Below are 19,289 nucleotides of genomic sequence, written 5' to 3'. Positions count from 1 at the left end.
CCGACTGATCCACAATGAACCGTTACCCTCTCTGGAAATACCTCACCGTACTGGCAGCCCTATTCATCGGCCTGCTCTATACGCTACCTAATTTTTTCGGGGAGTCTCCCGCAGTTCAAGTGGCCGGCGCCAAATCCACGGTAAAAATCGACCCATCGGTATTAAGCCGGGTCGAAGGCATACTCGCCAAGAACAATATTTCCTCCACAGGCGCCTATTTCGAGCAGAATGGTCCTGTAGGAACGGTTCGGGTCCGGTTTGAAACCACTGACGTCCAGCTCAAGGCCAAGGATCTCATTGAAAAAAGTCTCAACCCCGACCCCGCCGACCCTGACTTCACCGTCGCCCTGAACCTGCTGCCTTCATCACCGAACTGGCTAACCGCGCTGAGTGCCCGCCCCATGTATCTGGGTCTGGACCTGCGCGGCGGTGTCCACTTCCTGCTGCAGGTCGATATGCAGGGCGCCCTAACCGGACGCTACGACTCCCTGGCCAGCGACATGCGCAATACCCTGCGTGAAGCCAAAATAGAGTCCAGCAGTGTCGAACGCGCCGACATGTCTATTGTGGCAAGTTTTGGCAGCGCCGATGCGCGTGACAATGCCACATCCGAATTGCGGCGCAGCATGCCCGATATGGTCTTTACCGATAGCGGAGAAAACGGTGGCCAATACCTGCTGACCGGCCGGCTGTCCGACACTGCCATCACCCAGGTGCAAAGCTACGCGCTACGCCAGAACATGACCACGCTGCACAACCGTATCAACGAGCTTGGCGTGGCCGAACCCATTATTCAACAGCAGGGTGCCGACCGCATCGTAGTGCAGTTGCCTGGCGTCCAGGACGTCGCCAAGGCCAAGGAAATTCTTGGCCGTACAGCCACACTTGAAATCCGCATGGTCGACGACTCTCCCTCGGCCATGGCCGCGCTTGCCGCAGGCACCGTGCCTTTTGGCCTGGAGCGCTACAACGATCGCGACGGACGCCCCCTGCTGCTGCGCCGCCAGGTCATCCTGACGGGTGAAAACCTGCAAGATGCCCAGCCCGGCCGCGACCAGCAAACACAGCAACCATCGGTCAACCTTACGCTCGATGCAAAAGGCGCACGCATATTCCGTGATGTCACACGCAACAACATCAACAAACGCATGGCCATCGTGCTGTTTGAGCAAGGCAAGGGCGAAGTTGTTACCGCTCCGGTCATCCGCAGCGAAATTCCAGGCGGGCAAGTACAGATCAGTGGCAGCATGACGGCTCAGGAAGCAGCCGATACGGCCCTGCTGCTGCGCGCCGGCGCACTTGCCGCGCCCATGGAGATCATTGAAGAACGCACCATAGGCCCCAGCCTGGGTGCCGACAACATCAAACAAGGCTTCAATTCCACCTTGTATGGCTTCATCGCCATTGCAATCTTCATTATTTTGTACTACCACCTGATGGGCATGTTCTCGACCATCGGCCTGGCCTTCAACGTGCTGTTGCTGCTGGCCGTCCTGTCCATGCTGCAGGCTACCTTGACGCTACCTGGCATTGCGGCCATTGCTCTCACTCTCGGCATGGCCATTGACGCCAACGTACTGATCAACGAACGCATACGCGAAGAACTGCGCAACGGGGCCAGCCCGCAACAAGCCATCCATCTCGGCTTCGACCGTGCCTGGGCCACTATTTTCGACTCCAACCTGACAAGCCTGATTGTAGGGGTTGCCCTGTTGGCATTCGGATCGGGCCCCATTCGTGGTTTTGCCGTCGTGCACTGCATAGGCATCCTGACGTCCATGTTCTCCTCGGTTGTGGGAGTACGGGCACTGGTCAACCTCTGGTATGGCAATAAGCGCCGTCTGCAAAGTATCTCTATCGGTCAAGTCTGGAAGCCCGGGCAAAAATAATGCAAGCCGCCAGGTGGTACACGCCGCCTGACTCCTTATAACTACAGGCAACGCAACATGGAATTTTTTCGTATTCATCGCACCGTCCCGTTCATGCGGCACGCATTGGTGCTCAATCTGATCAGTCTGCTGACTTTCATCGCGGCAGTGGCCTTCATCATCGTGAAAGGTTTTAATCTGTCCATTGAGTTCACCGGCGGCACCGTCATGGAGGTGCACTACCAGGAATCCGTACAGGTAGACGAAGTACGCAGCGCCATCCAGAGCCTGGACTACACTGACTTCCAGGTCCAGAACTTCGGCACTTCACAAGACATCATGATCCGACTGCCAGCCCGCGATGGTCAGGATACTGGCGTGCAAAGCCAAAGCGTCATGCAGGCGCTGCAGAAACAGCACAGCGATGCCGAGCTGCGCCGTGTCGAATTTGTTGGTCCACAGGTAGGGCAGGAGCTCCTGCATAACGGACTGATGGCCCTGTTATTTGTAGTCGCTGGTATCCTCATTTACCTGGCTTTCCGTTTCGAATGGAAACTCGCGCTGGCCTGCGCGATTGCCAACTTGCATGACGTGGTGATCATCCTGGGCTTTTTTGCCCTCTTCCAGTGGGAGTTTTCACTTTCCGTGCTGGCGGGGGTACTGGCGGTCCTGGGTTACTCGGTCAACGAGTCAGTGGTGGTCATGGATCGTATCCGTGAAAACTTCCGCAAACAGCGCAAAATGCCGGTCTCGGAAATCATCGATCTATCCATCACCCAGAACATATCGCGTACCATCATCACACACGGCTCTACTCAGATGATGGTCTTGTCCATGTTCTTCTTTGGTGGCCCCACACTACATAACTTCTCGCTGGCCCTGACCATAGGCATCTGGTTCGGGATTTATTCATCCGTATTTGTGGCTGCAGCACTGTCGATGTGGCTGGGCATCAAACGCGAAGATATGATCAAACCCATCAAGAAAGACGACCCGGCCTCAGAGGTCATGTAAGCAGTGGCCGGGCCGTGTCGCAACGACCCGATTACTGCCCGCCACCCGTCGCATGAACGACATAGGCGGCAATAGCATTCATTGCTTCTTCATCCAAAGTCTCGGCAAATGAAGGCATGGCCCCCATGCCTTCATGCAGCACCTTTTTGATTCGCTCGGCATCGGGCTGGAGCTCGTCAAGATCGGGCCCGATGGTTCCTGTGGCGTCGGCATCTTTAAGGGTATGGCAGATTGCACAAGCCGGCACTGCTTCAGTGCTGAACAGGGTTTTGCCCATTTCGAGCTGTTGACTATCAGGCCCACCAGCCCAACAGGCGCCGACCGCGCCAAGCCATAACACACCTACTATTCGCGATATCGCAAAAATCTTCATTCTTGTCCTTGAGTGTCAATGTAAACATGCCCCGTTTTCAGGGGCATGTTTGCTGTCTAGGCGACCTTGATGGCCACCATGTGGTCGCGCCAACTGTTGTTGATATAACCGCGATTATTTTCTAGCCGCTTTTCGGGTTGAGTATCGCCCGCCTCGTTCGTGGCTCGGCATGCCAGTTCATGAGTGCCGGCAGCAAGATCAGCAGCGAACACAAATTCACGCCAGGCATACTTACCCAGATCTGGCCCGACAAACTCGGCTTTTTGCCAGTCTTTGCCGCCATTGACCGATACCTCTATGGTTTTGGCAGCCGTCATGCCACCCATGGCCACACCACTGATCTGTACCTTGCCTGCCTTGACGGTCTGATCGGGGTCGGATGGGTAGTTGATCCAGGATTTGACCGGCATTTCCCAGATGGAGTCCTCGCTGGGTTTGGGTTTGCCGCCCACCGGGGTCCACCGATAACTGGTTTGCTGGATCTTGGCCATTGACTGCTCTTTGGTAAACGCCAAGTGCTTGATGTACTTGATTGAGTTCACACCCGTATAGCCAGGCACGATCATGCGCAAGGGGCCGCCGTGTGCCAGCGGTAAGGGCTCACCATTCAACTCCCAGGCCAGGATGGCATCTTCAATGGCCGAGATAGGAACCGAGCGTTCGATCTTGACCGTATTGGGATCGAGGCCAGCCGGAATTTCTTCGCCACCGGTACTGGTCATGTAAACCATGCCGTCAGTCATGCCACCGACGGCTTCCAGCAACGCCTTGACGGGCACGCCGGTAAATATCACACAGCCGGCAGCACCAACCGTCCATTGCGTACCACTGGGTTTATGTGGAAACCAGCCCCGGCCATTGCCCGAACACTGCAAAACCATGGGAACAGCAGCCAGGCCCAACTCTTTGAGCTCAGCCACAGTAAAGCTGCGAGGCTTGGCTACGCCGCTTACCTCTACCGTCCAGCTATCGGGCTCTTTGACCATGCTGGGGTCTTTAGGTGGTGTAACGTTGTTGCGTACAAAAAGACGATCAGTAGGGGTAATGACACTGCTGCCAAAAGCGGTCCGCTTGGTTTCGATGGTGTTGGCACTATGCACGATCAGGCTGTCGGCGTCTTTCCAACTGGCATAGTCGGGCAAGGACTTGACGGCTTTTGCTGCGGCCGAATCAGCACCGCCAGTGTCGGCACGGGCCACACCGCCCAGGCTGGCCAGGGCTACGATGCCGCCGGTAGACGCCAGCATGCGGCGACGGCTCGCATTACTAAGTTCTTTCATTCCAATCTCCTTTGATATGGGCAAAACCCTACAGCCATGAAAAACGGCGTGGCCGACAAATGGATACGGACCCAGTAAAGGCCGAACCACTTCCGCTTATATTATTGATTTATATCAATATAGCGCAAAGCGATAAAGCATGCCCGGACAAGAACACGCCAAAACCTGACTCAATGGCTTCCGGCCAGCAAAGAACGTTACAATGCCGGTTTTACCTTTAGCCCCCGGGATATACACCCGTTACGGCACCCGTCATGCAAGAAATCTCTCTCAAGCGCAATCGTCCCGCCACGGTAGCGGCGCCCGCAAGCTCCGCCGCCCTGCTCATTCCTACAGAACCCGAGGCCCCCGCCCGGCTACTGGTTCCGGAAGAGCCCGAACAATCCCCTGCCGGCACGCGCAAACTGTTTATTCGCACCTTCGGGTGCCAAATGAACGAGTACGATTCCGACAAAATGGCGGATGTACTGCGTGAAGACCAGGGCGTCGAAATTACCCAGAATCCCGAAGAGGCCGACATCATTCTCTTCAACACCTGTTCGGTGCGCGAGAAAGCGCAAGAAAAAGTGTTTTCCGACCTGGGTCGCGTCCAGCATCTCAAACAGTCCAACCCCAATCTTATTATTGGCGTCGGCGGCTGTGTAGCCAGCCAGGAAGGCGAAGCCATCGTCAAGCGGGCATCTTATGTTGACGTAGTGTTCGGGCCGCAAACCCTGCACCGCCTGCCCGACCTCATCGCCCGGAGACGCGAGTCGGGCCGCTCGCAGGTCGACATCAGCTTCCCCGAAATCGAAAAATTCGACGCCCTTCCGCCCGCCAGGGTTGAAGGCCCCACTGCTTTTGTTTCCATTATGGAAGGTTGCAGCAAATACTGCAGCTTTTGCGTCGTCCCCTACACTCGGGGTGCCGAAGTATCGCGACCCTTTGACGACGTACTGATGGAAGTCGCCGACCTGGCCGACCAAGGTGTAAAGGAAATCACCCTGCTGGGCCAGAACGTCAACGCCTACCGCGGCCCCATGGGAGAAGGCGCTGACATCGCCGACTTTGCCATGCTGCTGGAATACGTACACGAAATTCCCGGCATAGAGCGCATACGCTACACAACATCGCATCCCAAGGAAATGACCAGCCGCCTGATCGAGGCACATGGCGCCTTACCCAAGTTGGTGCCATTCCTGCACCTGCCCGTGCAAGCCGGAAGCGACACCATACTGGCTGCCATGAAGCGTGGCTACACTACGCTGGAATTCAAATCCATTGTGCGCCGCCTGCGCGCCGCCCGACCCGGCCTCACACTGTCTTCCGACTTCATCGTCGGTTTTCCCGGTGAAACCGAAGACGAGTTCGAAAAAACCATGAAGCTGATTCGCGATGTAGGCTTCGACCAGTCGTTCTCTTTCATTTATTCGCGCCGCCCGGGCACGCCTGCCGCCGACCTGGAAGACAACACGCCCAAAGAGCTCAAGCTGGAGCGTCTGCATCGCCTGCAGGCCCTGATCAACGAGCAGGCAAATGCCATCAGTCAGGGCATGCTGGGCACCATCCAGCGCATACTGGTCGAAAAACCTTCCCGTCGCGATCCCAACGAACTCTCGGGCCGCACAGAGAACAACCGTATCGTCAACTTCGTTGGACAGCCACGGCTTATAGGCCAGATGATCGATGTGCGTATCACCCAGACCATGACCAACACGCTGAAGGGCGAAATCGTGACCCGGGTCTCAGACAGCGGGGAACGCGCATGACGCGTGTCTCCCGTCATAAAGCACCCGTAGTCGTTACCCTCGACGGCGACAACACGCACCTGGCCAATTTGTGTGGACCTCTAGATGAAAACCTGCATCAGCTCGCCGACGGCTGGAATGTCACTCTACATCGTCGCGGTGATCGTGTTTCGATCACCGGGGAGCAGGCCAAGGCAGCCGCCAAAGCCTTGCAGCTTTTTCATCGTCGTGCAGTACACAAGGCCTTATCGATCGACGACATCCAATTGGGCATGGTCGAACTGGGCGCAGGGCGTTCGCAAATATCCAAGGCAGTCGAAGAAGCTCCCCCTTTGCTGCCCGAGTTACCGCCGGTAGATGATCAGAGCCTGAACCTGCGCACCCGCAAGTCAGACTTGCGGCCTCGCACACCCAGGCAGCGCGATTACTTGAACCAGATTTTACGCCACGACATCACCTTTGGCGTGGGCCCTGCCGGTACCGGAAAGACCTGGCTGGCCGTGGCTTGTGCGATCGACGCGCTGGAGCGCGAAACAGTCCAGCGGCTGATTCTTACCCGCCCTGCGGTGGAGGCTGGCGAGCGCCTGGGCTTCCTGCCGGGCGACCTGACCCAAAAGGTCGATCCGTACTTACGCCCACTCTATGACGCCCTGTATGACTTGATGGGGATAGAGCGAGTCCAGCGCTTGTTCGAAAAACAAACCATAGAAATTGCGCCGCTGGCCTATATGCGCGGCCGCACGCTGAATCACGCCTTCGTCATTCTGGATGAAGCTCAGAACACCACGCCCGAGCAGATGAAAATGTTCCTGACGCGCATAGGATTCGGCAGTAAAGCAGTGATCAATGGCGATCCATCACAAGTCGATTTACCTCGCGGCCAGGCCAGCGGCCTGGTCCATGCAGTCGATGTATTGGAGTCCGTCCAGGGCATTGCCACAACGCGCTTTACCAGCCGCGATGTGGTCAGGCACCCTTTGGTCGCCCGTATCGTGGATGCCTACGAAAAGGCCGGTGACCGTGTCTCGTGATCTGTCACTCATTGTTCAGTATGCAACGCCGGCGCCCGAACTGCCGCGCTGGCGTCTGCGCCGCTGGGTACAGCATGCCCTCTCAAGCGTGCTCATGGTGGAAGCGGAGGCGGGCATGCCCGATCGCTTTCGCGCCGCCTCATTCACATTGCGACTGGTCGACGCTGACGAAGGTCGCAGGCTCAATCATGAGTTCCGTCACAAAGACTATGCGACTAATGTACTGACCTTCGAATACGGCATAGACCCTGAAGGCATGGCAAGCGGCGATATCGTCCTGTGCCTGCCCGTGCTGTATCGCGAGGCGGCAGAGCAAAAGAAAACAATACTTGCTCATGCAGCACACCTGACTGTGCACGGCGTGCTGCATGCCTTGGGCTACAACCACATCGACCCCGAAGAGGCCACCGACATGGAAATGCTCGAAGCCTCCATTCTTGAAAAAATCGGTATTGCCAACCCTTACCAGGAAACCGGCGGCTGACCCTGGCCGGAAATATCGGCTACCCAAATATCGGTTATCCTAAACCTTCTTGTATTCAGTCCCCTGGACAATGTCAGAACCTAGCTCACCCGACGCCGACCCCAAACCGGCAAAAAACGCTTCCAAATCCTTGTTCAAACGGCTAACCGCTTTCAGGCGGCACTCCGAACCCGAAGACCGCGAAGGTATCAAGGCGGTCATTGAAGCTGCCCATGACCGTCAAGTGCTCGATGGTGAATCCTACGCCATGATCTCCGGCGCCCTCGAGGTTGCCAATCAAACGGTCGCCGACATTATGGTGCCACGGTCCAAAATGGACATGCTCGATGTCAGCAAACCCCTGGCTGAAGTCCTTCCGGACATCATAGAAACCGGCCACTCGCGCTTTCCCGTGTACGAAGATGATCGCGACAATATCGTAGGCATCCTGCTCGCCAAAGACTTATTGCTGTCCATCACGAATCCGGCCATAGACTTGCGGCCGCTGGTGCGCCCAGCGGTATTCATTCCAGAAACCAAACGCCTGAACGTGCTGCTGCACGAATTTCGCAGCAGCCGCAATCACCTAGCCATCGTCGTAGACGAGCATGGCGGCATATCGGGCCTGGTCTCCATGGAAGACGTGCTGGAACAGATTGTGGGCGACATCGAAGACGAATACGACGAAGATGCCGAGAAAACTATTTTCCAAACGGGCAGCAATAGCTGGCGCGCCATGGGAATTACCGAAATCGATGTTTTCAATCGCAGCTTCAATACCGATCTACCCAACGACGATTACGATACGCTGGGTGGCTGGCTGGCCGCAGAGCTGGGGCGCATCCCCCGGCGCGGCGACAGCATCAGTCACCAGGGCCTGAACATCACTGTAGTCGGCGCTGACGCCAAGCGCGCGCTCTGGCTGCATCTGCAGCATGATGTCGCCGACCCACTGGCACCCGAGCATGTCTCCGAGTAGTATCTTGAAAGCATCAGCACACTTCGATAGACGCCTTGCCGGGCTACTGGCCCTGGGCGCTGCCCATGCACTGTCTTTTGCACCCGGCCCCCTACCGCACTGGATACTGCCTTTTGTACAGATATTCACGCTGGCAGTGCTGGCGTTTTTTGTTTTCAAGGCCTCCACAACCGCCCAGGCGGCCTTGGGCGGCTTTGTCTTTGGCGCCAGTCATTTTGCCCTCGGCCTGTATTGGCTATATATCAGCATGCACGAATACGGCGGGATGGCTGCGCCTTTGGCGGCTGCGGCGGTGGTCCTGCTCGCTGCCGCCCTGGCCGTCTATACGACGCTTGCCGCCGCCCTTACGCGCTACCTGACGGGCTACCAGGCCCATAACCTGGCCAGTTATAAGCGGCAGGTGTTGCTCGCCGCCATCTGGGCTTCCTGCTGGACCCTGTTCGAGTGGCTGCGTGGCACACTGTTTACCGGCCTGCCCTGGCTTAATATCGGCTACGCTCACGTCGAAGGCATGCTGGCGGCGTGGGCACCCATATTGGGTGTCTATGGTGTAGCCTGGCTGGCAGCCTTTGCGGCCGGCGCTATCGCGCTACTGGCCTGCTCCAAAGACACGGCCAACGATGCCAAGGCAGCGGTGGGTGTAGGCCTGGCCTTGGTGTCCGGCCTGATCGGTATCGCCCTGGGTCATATCGCCTGGGCTCAGCCTCAGGGCGAACCCCTGATCGTACGCCTGGTGCAAGGCAACATCCCTCAATCAGAAAAATTTGACCCGCAATTGATAGAAAAAGGGCTGGCCACATATCTGGAGCTGGCGGCACTGGCGCCCAAAGAGCCTGATGGCGCTCCCAAGCTGATCGTCCTGCCCGAAACTGCCATTCCCTTATTTCAAAACAGAGTGGCGCCTCAACTCTGGCAGCAATGGCTGGCGGTCGCACAAAAACAAGACGCCCAAATCCTGATGGGTATTCCACTGCATGATCGTCCAGACAACACAGATCGCTATACCAACAGCGCCATCGCGTTCGATGCTGGCACCCCCTTGCACGCGCTGACCAGCGGCGCTCCTCAACTGCGCTATGACAAGCACCACCTGGTACCTTTCGGTGAGTTCATCCCCCCAGGATTTCACTGGTTTGTCGAACTCATGCAAATACCACTGGGTGACTTCAACCGTGGCCCAGTCCGTCAGTCTCTTTTCCCCATCAAAGATCAAATCATTGCGCCCGACATCTGCTACGAGGACGTCTTTGGCGAAGAGATTATCGAGTCGGTTCGCGACAGCGACATGTTTGGCCCTGGGGCCAATATACTTGTCAACCTGAGCAATCTGGGCTGGTTCGGTGATTCCTGGGCCTTGCGCCAGCACCTGCAAATATCGCGCATGCGCGCACTGGAAACCGCCCGCCCCATGCTGCGCGCTACCAATACCGGCATGACCGCCGCCATCAACCCGAAAGGAGTGGTCAGGGCCGCGCTTGAGCCCATGAGCAAAGGCGTGCTCGACGTGGAAGTTCAGGGCATGGCGGGACTCACACCCTATGTGCGCTGGGGAAATACACCTGTGCTGCTGTGGTCCAGCCTGTTGCTGTTATTGGGTTTTTACCTACGCAAAAAATCAGCTTCCGCTTGAGGAACCCGTAGCTGCCTGCATCTCGAGCGTTTGGACGGCAAGGCGCCCCATGCTGGCAATCCAGCGATCGTAATCAGCAGCCTTGCGCGCGCGGTACTGTGCAACAACCGCGTGGGGCAGAATCATGAATTTCTCATCACGTAAACCTTCAAGGGCATCCTGAGCCACCTGCTCGGGCGTCAGCACGCCATCGCTCGACTCAGGCCCCTGCGGCATGGCATCGAGCATGGGGGTGCCCACTCCTTGTGGGCATAGGATAGACACCTTGATGCCCTGATGCCGGTGGCTGAACGCCAGGTTTTCGGCAAACCCGATTGCCGCATGCTTGCTTGCCGCATAAACCGCGCTCCCGACTTGATTCAGCAAACCTGCGGCGGAAACGGTTTGCAGGAAGCAACCTCCTCCCCGGGCAATCATGCGCGGCAGCAGTGTGCGCGCTGCCCGGACATGCGCCAGGACATTTACCTCCCAGGCCTTTTGCCACACGTCATCGGGTGCAGCCGCCATGTTGTCGGCAGGCATATCGAAACCCAAGGCCACGCCTGCGTTTGAGCAGAAAATATCTATGGGGCCATGGTTTTGCTCAATCAGGTCGATCATGTCGGGCAAACCTCGCTCGTCCGTGACATCCACCTGATATGCCTGTCCGCCAATAGCCTCGGCCACCACGGCCGCACGCTCACCATTCAAGTCGGCAACAATTACCCGGCGGGCACCTTCCGCCGCAAAGGCACGGCCCAGCGCCTCACCTATGCCTTGAGCGCCTCCTGTCACTACAACGAGCTTATCTTTGAAATTCATCGCGCCTTTCACATTCATCATTTTTGATTGCCAAGCCCTGATTGGTGCACAGGACTAGACCAAGCCGACCCTGATCGTAGCCCATAGCGCCATGGCCTGGCATTTCCACCTGACAGGCACCCAGGATTTTTACGTTATATCAAACACAAAAACCAGGGCTGACTTGCACACATAAAAAAAATAGTGCATAATCTCGCTTCTTCGCTAGACAAGCCAGTACGGGGGTATAGCTCAGCTGGGAGAGCGCTTGCATGGCATGCAAGAGGTCAGCGGTTCGATCCCGCTTACCTCCACCAGTCAACCGAAGAACAGTCTGTTCGGTAACGAACGGGCAGCAGTAAAAAGCGTATTAAATATGCTATGATACGCAGCTTGTTTTGTCCTGTCCCCTTCGTCTAGAGGCCTAGGACACCACCCTTTCACGGTGGGTACAGGGGTTCGAATCCCCTAGGGGACGCCAGTATTTCTGGCATTGGTAGCACCCGCTGCGGAGCGGTAGTTCAGTTGGTTAGAATACCGGCCTGTCACGCCGGGGGTCGCGGGTTCGAGTCCCGTCCGCTCCGCCAAAGAATTCAATAAAAAAAGCACTCACATCATGTAAGTGCTTTTTTTTCGTCCTGATTCATATTCCAGGCTTTGGAATAAACCTCCCTCTTCTTCGGCTTTCCAAGACGGCCGTCAGGCCTTCATTTGACATCCTGTTGCCGAAACGCTTAGCTCTTGGGAAAGACGCAGCCGCCGTTTCGGACCAGTGCCTTCACCTCTTCGCTGACCTGCATGGGGTTTTGACTTATCCGCGCAACGAAATCCTTACGCCTGTCGGTGGGGCTGAGTTCGTTGATGAAACACTACTTTCGAATTATGCTGAAAGTAGCGCTTGTGGCAGGGACCTCGACCAACATCATCGAAAAACCTCTTATCATGGATAATCCACTGCTTCAGGCTGCTCCGCCGAGCACATCCAAAGGAAAATGCATGAAAAAAGCCTTGTCAGTAATAGCTGGCGTAGCAATATTAATGGCTCTGGGCGCCTGTACTGCGCTGCAGTCCAACCCAGGCACTTCTGCACGGCAATACCCTATGAATACTGAAGCTACGCTGCAAGCCTATCACTGGACATTACAAACTATCGCCGCCAACGGCCTGGCACATGAAGCAGCCCCCACCGGCCTGAACAGCAAACCATTGATCCTGAACTTCTCCGGCCAACGCATTTCCATTGATGGTCTTTGCAATGCGCTCAATGGCGACTACACAATCAACGAATTCCACATACAGATCACACACCTCGTCAGCACAATGAAGACCTGCGCAAATGAGCAACTGATGCGCTACGAGCACGAAGTTGCGCAACGTCTGCCTACGGCTACCCATTGGAGTCTTCAAAACGCGAGCAGCGCCTCTCCTGCTCTTGCGCTGACCTTCAAAGATGGCACCGCATGGAAACTCACAGGCAAGCCTACCGCTGCCACCCGCTATGGCGGCAAGCCTCAACGCATTTTCCTAGAAGTTGCCCCTCAGCGAGTAACCTGCACGCACGCTCTCATTCCAAATCATCAGTGCCTGAAAGTTCGTGAAATTACCTATGATGATCAAGGCCTCAAGACTGACACAGGTGAATGGACGTATTACTACGACACCATCGAAGGCTACGAGCATCAGCCAGGCGTACGCAATATCTTGCGTATTAACCGCTATACACAGAAAACCCCGCCGGCTGACGCCTCCAGTCATGTAGACATTCTGGATATGATCATCGAAAGCGAAACTATCTGAGCAAGAACCGGGCGGCTAGTGTGGGCGTAACGCTACTGCCCTCAATCGCGGTGATACGTCACAAACTCTTCCAGCCCTATTCTTGAAGGCTGGAATTGATTGACTGGATCACTGGTATCTTCATACCCCATGACCATGCCGCACACGATGATTTGGTCGTCGCCTATGGTCAGTTGCTTTTTGACGATTCCAGGATAATTAGCCAACGCCGCCTGCGGGCAGGTATGCAGCCCGCAGCCCCGGGCCGCCACCATAAGGTTTTGCAGAAACATGCCGTAATCCAGCCAGCTGCCTGTTTCCATGTCATTGTCCATCGTGAAAATCAGGACTACGGGTGCATCGAAGAATTCAAAATTACGGCCATGCTGGCGGGCAGTGGCCTCGCGATCGCCTTTGGTGATATTCAACAAGCCGTACAAGCCCCAGCCAGTGGCTCGGCGCCGTTCAATATATGGGCTGCGCCACTTCACCGGATAATACTGGTACTCACGCTCTTCTGGCATTTTCTGCTGATGTGCCGCCAATAGCTCGGCGGACAGCTTGTCGCGCGCCTTGCCAGAAACCACATGCACCTTCCATGGTTGAATATTGGAGCCGCTGGGTGCCATGCCTGCGATCAGCAGCAGTTCGTCGATCAAGGCGGGTTCCACCGGCCTGGGTAGAAAGGCACGTGTGCTTTTGCGCGAGACAATCGCGTGTTTGACCGCCTGGAATGTCTGATCGGGTAAGTCTTCGAATCTTGCACTCATCTTCAATGGGCTCCTGCCGCTACATTACTGTTGCATGGGTGAACCTAACGATAACAAACAAATCAACCAAGCAGTCTTCACTTGAAGGCTTTCATCCAGATACGCAGCCTGGCATAGGCAATGACCACGCCGGTAACCGACACCAGCAAGCCACCCAGGCTAAGCAAGATAAGGACGACGTCCCGCCAGGCGGCGGCCGTCAGCATACCCGGTGTATCCCAGCTGTGCAGGAAGTTGAACAGCCAACGACCGATACGCTGGCGACGGTCGAGGCTGGCTGCAACGTCTCCCGTGTGCAGATCGATATACACCCGCGTTTGGCCCGGATCGTCAAAATCCAGCCGCAAGGCCGGTAGCCTACGTTCGATGGCGCCATTCATGGCTTCGGGGTGGCGGCTGTAGTAATAGTTGTCATATTCGCTCATGTGGCGCTGCGTTGTTACAGTATGTGGCAGCAATTGCGACGCAGCTCGCATCACCTCGGCATCAGTCCACCGGTCGCGAATCCGTAGCTCACCCGCTGCCCCGATCATGACCAAACGTGATCGACCCACCGCATCGCGCGCCAGAATGTAAGACTGCCCGGCCAGCCTCTGCCATTCCATTTCCACCGCACTCAGCCCCTGCTCCTGCAAGCGCTCGATGACCGCAGCGCTATCGGCCAATATGCCCTGGGCCTGTGGTGGACCACCCCGATAAACCACCATATTGGGCCGCAGCTCAGGATTGAATACGCCTAAGGGATTCATGGACATCAGGCCACTCAGTATCCAGGTAAAGACAAAACCAGCGAACAACAAGCCGATAATATGATGCCAGCGCATCCAGGGAGCACGGTAAGGCGTCCTGGCTCCGGACTTGTATCGGCCGCTGAAGCGCCAGCGCCACAGTCCGACGCATATGCCAGTGATGGCGCTAACGGTACCCACCGCAGACAACACAATGACAAGCCAGCTCCAGACGGGATCAGTCGATTGGACGCGAAACATGTAGAGCCAATGCAGCCATGCTCCCACGTAATTCCAGCGCTGCTGCGACTGCGGCACATCCATCACAACCTGACCGGTCGATGACGATACGTATAGCATCCCGGGATCGTCACCTTCGAGCCGCACCACATGCAAGGGTCGGTGCACATCCAGCCCGCGAGAATGGGTCCAGCGGTCCTCATATACCCGACCGTCGTAGCGAACTTGCGCCGAGGGCATGAAAGACAAGGCGGCATCCAGCGCTGCCGCTTCATTCACAACAGCCGCAGGCTGACCAGTACGGGCATCCAGTGCACGGTACGCTCCACCCGGTTCGCGTATCAGGTAATGCGGCTGACCCCGCACCGATGTCAGCTTTATGGATTGCAGCGGCGTCCGCACGCCGCTGCGAGCCAGGGCAACATCCGCCGGCAGGCAACATTCGGTGGAGCCCAAGGCAGGCAAGGCACCCAGACGCTCCCAGGGAGTAAGCTTGGGGTAACCTACATACAGCATGACCACACCGCTGATGAACCACAAGACCATCAGCAGGCATCCGGCCACTCCGGTCCAGCGATGCACCAGATAGGTCAGGCGTTTTGCGCGTGTTCCAATCAACATGCTTATGCCTCCTTGATTAGAACCGGTGATTCAGCGTCAGCTCAAAACGGCGTCCAGGACCATACAGCCACTGGGTGGGGGTGTAGTATGCCGTTGTGAAATAAGCCTTATCAAATACATTGAAGCCGCGTGCGGTAATCGTCGTATCTGTACCAACATCCCAACGCAAGGCCAGATCCGTCGTCGTATACGAAGGTAACTCGAGGCTGTTGGCATTGTCCGCATACCGCTTGCCTACATAGCGCAGGCCGGCCATGGCTGTCCAGCCTGGCTGGAAGTTCCAGCTCACCCACACATTGGCCAGCCGTTGCGCCACATTGGGCGGTACATTGCCCTGACGTGAAACCACTGCCCCGCCAGATGCTTCCTGAAAGTCGTCGAAGCGGGCTCGCAAGATGCTGGCATTAGCTTCCACACGCCATCCTCGCGCAGGCGTCACCGCCACAGAAGCCTCCAGCCCACGCGACGATTGCGCACCCACTTGTATGCGCAAGGCCGGATTAGCCGGATCACGGCTCAACAAATCATTTTTCTTGATGTGATAAGCAGCCAGTGTCCACTCGCCACTGCCCTCCCAGAAGGTCTGCTTGAGTCCCACCTCCAGTTGCTTGCCCTTGGACATGTCGAACTGGCTGTTGGCCGGACTAAGCAAGAGCATGCCGCCCACCGGGTCAGCGGCTACCGAATACTGTGCATATAAGGCCAGATTCGGCGTTAAATCATAAACCGTTCCAACACGCCAGCCAAAGTCGGCGTAAGTTCGTTCGAATGCATCGCTATCCGTCACCAGATCCTTGCGATTCAGCTTGGTGTGGTCATAGCGCAGGCCCGCGAGCACCGACCAGGCAGAAGTCAACGCCAGGCGGTCCTCGATAAACAAAGCATACTGGTCGGCCTTGTTGCGATAGCGCGGTATGGTGGGTTCGTCGCTGTGGAAATAACCAGGCACAGGGTTATACGGATCAACCGAAGGCGATGACCCGCTATAGGTATTATTGCTGTGTTCAAAACTGCTGGCACTGACATCGAAACCCACCAACACCTTGTTATCCAGGCCAAAAAGCTTGCCATCGAACGCCGCATCGGCAGTCAGGCCTGTTTGTTTTTGATTGTGATGAATCTCGGTATTGTCGGAACGGTCTATCAAACCGCTGGCCCCGTTATACATATAGCGTTCGCCATTGCGATAATCGCGCTGGCTGTCTATGTGATACAGCCGCGCACGCACCGTGGTTGCGGCGTTGGGCGTCCATAAAGCAAAGAGATCGGTCCACTGGTCCCGATACCTGATCTCGCTATCCCATACGTTGTAGTTTTTCTCGCGCAGGACTTCTTGCTGCACCCTGTCGATCAGCGGCGAGCCAAAATATTTCATGGGTTTTTGATAACCATAGGCATGGCTCAGGCGCAAGCTCAAGTTATCGCTGACGTCCCATTGCAGCGCACCGGAAAAAGTCGCGCTACGCGATTGTCCATGATCGACCCAACCATCTGAGCGCGCACCGCTCAAGTCCACGCGATAAGACCAACGATCACTTAAAGCACCACCACTGCCCAGAGCCAGGCGGGCGGTGTCGTCTGTACCCAACGTCGCTTGCAGTTCATTTTCCACGGGGCCGCGCGTCGGCTTTCTGGGAATCACATTGACCACGCCACCAATGGCGCCATCTCCGTAAATAACAGAGGCCGGGCCACGCAACACTTCGATCCTGTCTATGGACCAGGTATCGAAAGGAAAAGTCAGGCCTACACCACCGTACTGGCGCATGCCATCGTACAGGCGCATGACCGAAGTAGTATCGGTAAAGCCGCGGGCCGACAAGGACGTACCGCCGTTGCCCGGATGTCCCATCGCGCTGATACCTCCCGCTCGGGTAATGGCGTCCACAACGCTGTGATCACCACGTTCTTCGAGTTGCTCCCGACTGATGACCTCTACACTCGCGGGTGTCTGCATGGGCGTCAGATCGAGCCCTGAACCCGTCGAAACCGGAGTGCTCAGGCCGGCACCCGGCGCCGATCCGCTTACCGTAATAGGAGATAAGATTGTTGTAGCGGTCTGAGCTTGTATCGGCCCAATAAATAACGCCCATAGCCACGGAAGGGTAGCCAGACGCGTGACTGTGCCCAGACGCGCAGCCCGGTCCTGTTCTCTTGAGTGCATAAGAATTTCCCTGCTGTGGAAACATGGCCGCATCATCAATCTCGCCAGTTGCCATGACGGCCATGTATGCACGGTCGTCATCACGGAACCGACGACAGCTCAGCCATGCGTGAACACATGCGGCCTGTTTCCAGATTTATTTTTTGCCGGCCGCCACGATGGGGGCTACGGCACGACTCGCAGAAGGTCAGATTGCGCGCGGTGGCGCGCGCGCCAGGGAAACCGCCCAGGCAAAGAGCTGGCTGGGGGCAAGATAAAAGAGAGAAGGTTTAGCGAAATGCAGGCCGTCAAAGTCGGCGACGGCGCTAAGGCCTACCCTGGGCGGGCAGGCGGGATGAAAACATAATACGCAATGGCCAGACTGGGTGCTGGTGCTATCCAGGTCAAGAGGATCAGCTTCTGCCGCGGTGTCGATCTGAATAGCTGTTGGACCGTTCACAGTGCATAGCTGTACCCACACCGCCTGAGCGGCCGTATCATTTGATACCGCCAAAGCGATCGAAGGCATAAGCGTGGTCAACAGGAAAGCAATCAATGCTATCCAGCCGGCCCTGCGATGCGTTCGGAGGCTTATCTTCATGGGTGCGTTGCCGCTTTGTTATTGGCGGCGATTGTATCACCCATGCATTACCCGCAATCACCCGTCAGCGATTGGCGTCGATAACGGTCAAAGCCGCCATATTGATAATGCGCCGCACCGATGAGCTGTTGGTCAGAACATGCACCGGCGCATTTGCTCCCAGCAGGAAGGGGCCAACCGCCACATTGCTGCCGGCTGCCGTCTTGAGCAAGTTGTAGGCAATATTGCCGGCATCCACATTGGGGCACACCAGCAGATTGGCTGCTCCTGTCAGGCTCGACTGCGGCAGAATGCGTGTACGCAAGGCTTCATCGAGGGCGCAATCACCATGCATTTCACCATCGATTTCCAGCCCAGGTTCACGCTCGCGGATCAACGCCAGCGCCTGCTGCATTTTGGCACCCGACAAGGAACTGCCTGAGCCAAAATTAGAACGCGACAGCAAGGCTGCCTTGGGAGTCAGATTCAACCATTTCATCTCTTCGGCCGCGGCCAGGGTAAATTCGGCAATCTGCTCGGCCGTAGGATCTTCGTTGACGTGGGTATCCACCAGAGCCACCGTGCGCTCATTCAGCAAGAGCACATTCATGGCGGCGTAGGTATGCGTGCCCGGTTTCTTGCCTATCACTTCATCGATAAATCTGAGATGCTCGTGGTAACCGCTGACCGTACCGCAAATCATACCGTCGGCATCACCCAGGTGTACCATCATGGCGCCGATCAGGGTCAGGCGGCGGCGCATTTCAACACGGGCCATTTCTTTGGTGACTCCCTGGCGACAGCGCAGTTCCCAATATGTGGTCCAGTACTGATGAAAACGCTCGTCATATTCAGGGTTGGTGACTTCGACATCCTGGCCCAGGCGTATGCGCAAACCATATTTTTCAATGCGCGCCATAAGCACTTGAGGCCGCCCGACCAAAATGGGGCGAGCCAGTTTTTCATCGACGATCACCTGTACAGCGCGCAGCACACGCTCTTCTTCACCTTCGGTAAAGACGATGCGTGCCTTGCCGCCCTCGCGCACCAATTGCTTGGCAGCAGAAAACAAGGGCTTCATGAAGGCGCCCGAGTGATAAACAAACTGCTCAAGCTGGCCTGCATAGGCTTCGAGATCCGACAAAGGCCGGGTGGCCACGCCGCTTTCCATGGCAGCTTTGGCAACCGCCACGCCAATCCGTACGATCAGGCGTGGGTCAAAAGGTTTGGGAATAAAGTATTCAGGCCCAAAGGCGACGCCGTAGGTACCGTAGGCCGCCGCCACC

Annotated in this window: 16 protein-coding genes and 3 tRNA genes; 11 read left to right on the top strand and 8 right to left on the bottom strand. The window is 56.6% G+C overall.

Translation table 11 applies throughout. The features are described from left to right. Positions 1–14 precede the first annotated feature (14 nt). The gene (secD, locus tag ERD84_RS15790) at positions 15–1,889 is read left to right on the top strand and encodes a protein translocase subunit SecD (protein WP_130040632.1); all 1,875 of its coding nucleotides are present in this window, start codon (positions 15–17) and stop codon (positions 1,887–1,889) included. 57 nt (positions 1,890–1,946) lie between these two features. Beyond that, entirely contained in the window at positions 1,947–2,882 is a 936-nt protein-coding gene (gene secF, locus ERD84_RS15785) for a protein translocase subunit SecF (protein ID WP_130040631.1), read from the top strand. A 31-nt stretch (positions 2,883–2,913) separates the two neighbouring features. On the opposite strand, the gene sorU is transcribed toward secF, so the two are convergent. Continuing rightward, positions 2,914–3,255, bottom strand: coding sequence for a SorU family sulfite dehydrogenase c-type cytochrome subunit (gene sorU / locus ERD84_RS15780; protein WP_130040630.1), 342 nt, complete (start codon positions 3,253–3,255; stop codon positions 2,914–2,916). A 56-nt stretch (positions 3,256–3,311) separates the two neighbouring features. After that, complete coding sequence (sorT, locus tag ERD84_RS15775; RefSeq protein ID WP_130040629.1) at positions 3,312–4,535, bottom strand: SorT family sulfite dehydrogenase catalytic subunit; 1,224 nt, start codon at positions 4,533–4,535, stop codon at positions 3,312–3,314. A gap of 254 nt (positions 4,536–4,789) precedes the next feature. Here sorT and miaB point away from each other — a divergent pair, with 254 nt between their 5' ends. From miaB to lnt, 5 genes are all read left to right on the top strand, one after another. Beyond that, entirely contained in the window at positions 4,790–6,283 is a 1,494-nt protein-coding gene (miaB, locus tag ERD84_RS15770; RefSeq protein ID WP_245150728.1) for a tRNA (N6-isopentenyl adenosine(37)-C2)-methylthiotransferase MiaB, read from the top strand. After that, positions 6,280–7,293: a PhoH family protein gene (locus ERD84_RS15765; protein ID WP_130040628.1), complete on the top strand. Its 1,014-nt coding sequence runs from the start codon at positions 6,280–6,282 to the stop codon at positions 7,291–7,293. Before miaB ends, ERD84_RS15765 begins: the two co-directional genes overlap by 4 nt. Then, entirely contained in the window at positions 7,283–7,777 is a 495-nt protein-coding gene (gene ybeY / locus ERD84_RS15760; protein WP_130040647.1) for an rRNA maturation RNase YbeY, read from the top strand. The genes ERD84_RS15765 and ybeY overlap by 11 nt, the downstream gene beginning before the upstream one ends. Before the next feature lie 70 nt (positions 7,778–7,847). Beyond that, positions 7,848–8,735, top strand: coding sequence for a CorC family transporter (locus tag ERD84_RS15755; protein ID WP_130040627.1), 888 nt, complete (start codon positions 7,848–7,850; stop codon positions 8,733–8,735). Continuing rightward, positions 8,722–10,365, top strand: a complete 1,644-nt coding sequence (gene lnt, locus ERD84_RS15750; RefSeq protein WP_167667532.1) for an apolipoprotein N-acyltransferase — start codon at positions 8,722–8,724, stop codon at positions 10,363–10,365. The genes ERD84_RS15755 and lnt overlap by 14 nt, the downstream gene beginning before the upstream one ends. On the opposite strand, the gene ERD84_RS15745 is transcribed toward lnt, so the two are convergent. Continuing rightward, on the bottom strand, positions 10,351–11,187 hold the full coding sequence (locus ERD84_RS15745) for an SDR family oxidoreductase (RefSeq protein WP_306669573.1): 837 nt from the start codon (positions 11,185–11,187) through the stop codon (positions 10,351–10,353). The two genes, lnt and ERD84_RS15745, sit on opposite strands and share 15 nt — an antisense overlap. 199 nt (positions 11,188–11,386) lie before the next feature. On the opposite strand from ERD84_RS15745, the gene ERD84_RS15740 reads away from it, so the two are divergent. From ERD84_RS15740 to ERD84_RS15720, 4 genes are all read left to right on the top strand, one after another. Beyond that, a tRNA-Ala gene (locus ERD84_RS15740) sits at positions 11,387–11,462 on the top strand. Between the two features lie 88 nt (positions 11,463–11,550). Further along, positions 11,551–11,626: transfer RNA gene (locus ERD84_RS15735), tRNA-Glu, on the top strand. A 29-nt stretch (positions 11,627–11,655) separates the two neighbouring features. Beyond that, positions 11,656–11,732: transfer RNA gene (locus ERD84_RS15730), tRNA-Asp, on the top strand. 409 nt (positions 11,733–12,141) lie between these two features. After that, positions 12,142–12,942 carry a DUF4377 domain-containing protein gene (locus ERD84_RS15720; RefSeq protein WP_130040625.1) on the top strand — a complete coding sequence of 267 codons (801 nt, stop codon included), beginning with the start codon at positions 12,142–12,144 and terminating at the stop codon, positions 12,940–12,942. A gap of 41 nt (positions 12,943–12,983) precedes the next feature. Here the strand turns inward: ERD84_RS15720 and ERD84_RS15715 are convergent, their stop codons facing one another. From ERD84_RS15715 to ERD84_RS15695, 5 genes are all read right to left on the bottom strand, one after another. Beyond that, on the bottom strand, positions 12,984–13,691 hold the full coding sequence (locus ERD84_RS15715) for a nitroreductase (RefSeq protein WP_130040624.1): 708 nt from the start codon (positions 13,689–13,691) through the stop codon (positions 12,984–12,986). A gap of 77 nt (positions 13,692–13,768) precedes the next feature. Beyond that, positions 13,769–15,280: a PepSY-associated TM helix domain-containing protein gene (locus tag ERD84_RS15710; RefSeq protein WP_130040623.1), complete on the bottom strand. Its 1,512-nt coding sequence runs from the start codon at positions 15,278–15,280 to the stop codon at positions 13,769–13,771. 16 nt (positions 15,281–15,296) lie between these two features. Then, positions 15,297–17,444: a TonB-dependent receptor gene (locus ERD84_RS15705; protein ID WP_130040622.1), complete on the bottom strand. Its 2,148-nt coding sequence runs from the start codon at positions 17,442–17,444 to the stop codon at positions 15,297–15,299. Between the two features lie 187 nt (positions 17,445–17,631). Then, on the bottom strand, positions 17,632–18,024 hold the full coding sequence (locus ERD84_RS15700; RefSeq protein ID WP_130040621.1) for a DUF2946 domain-containing protein: 393 nt from the start codon (positions 18,022–18,024) through the stop codon (positions 17,632–17,634). Positions 18,025–18,088: 64 nt separating this feature from the next. Next, a partial coding sequence (locus ERD84_RS15695; protein WP_280634407.1) for a phosphate acyltransferase occupies positions 18,089–19,289 on the bottom strand: 1,201 nt, incomplete at its 5' end.

The organism is Pollutimonas harenae, from assembly GCF_004153685.1.
Taxonomy (GTDB): domain Bacteria; phylum Pseudomonadota; class Gammaproteobacteria; order Burkholderiales; family Burkholderiaceae_B; genus Pusillimonas_C; species Pusillimonas_C harenae.
Note: the sequence above shows the minus strand (reverse complement) of the source record. Positions and strands in the feature narration are given on the sequence as shown.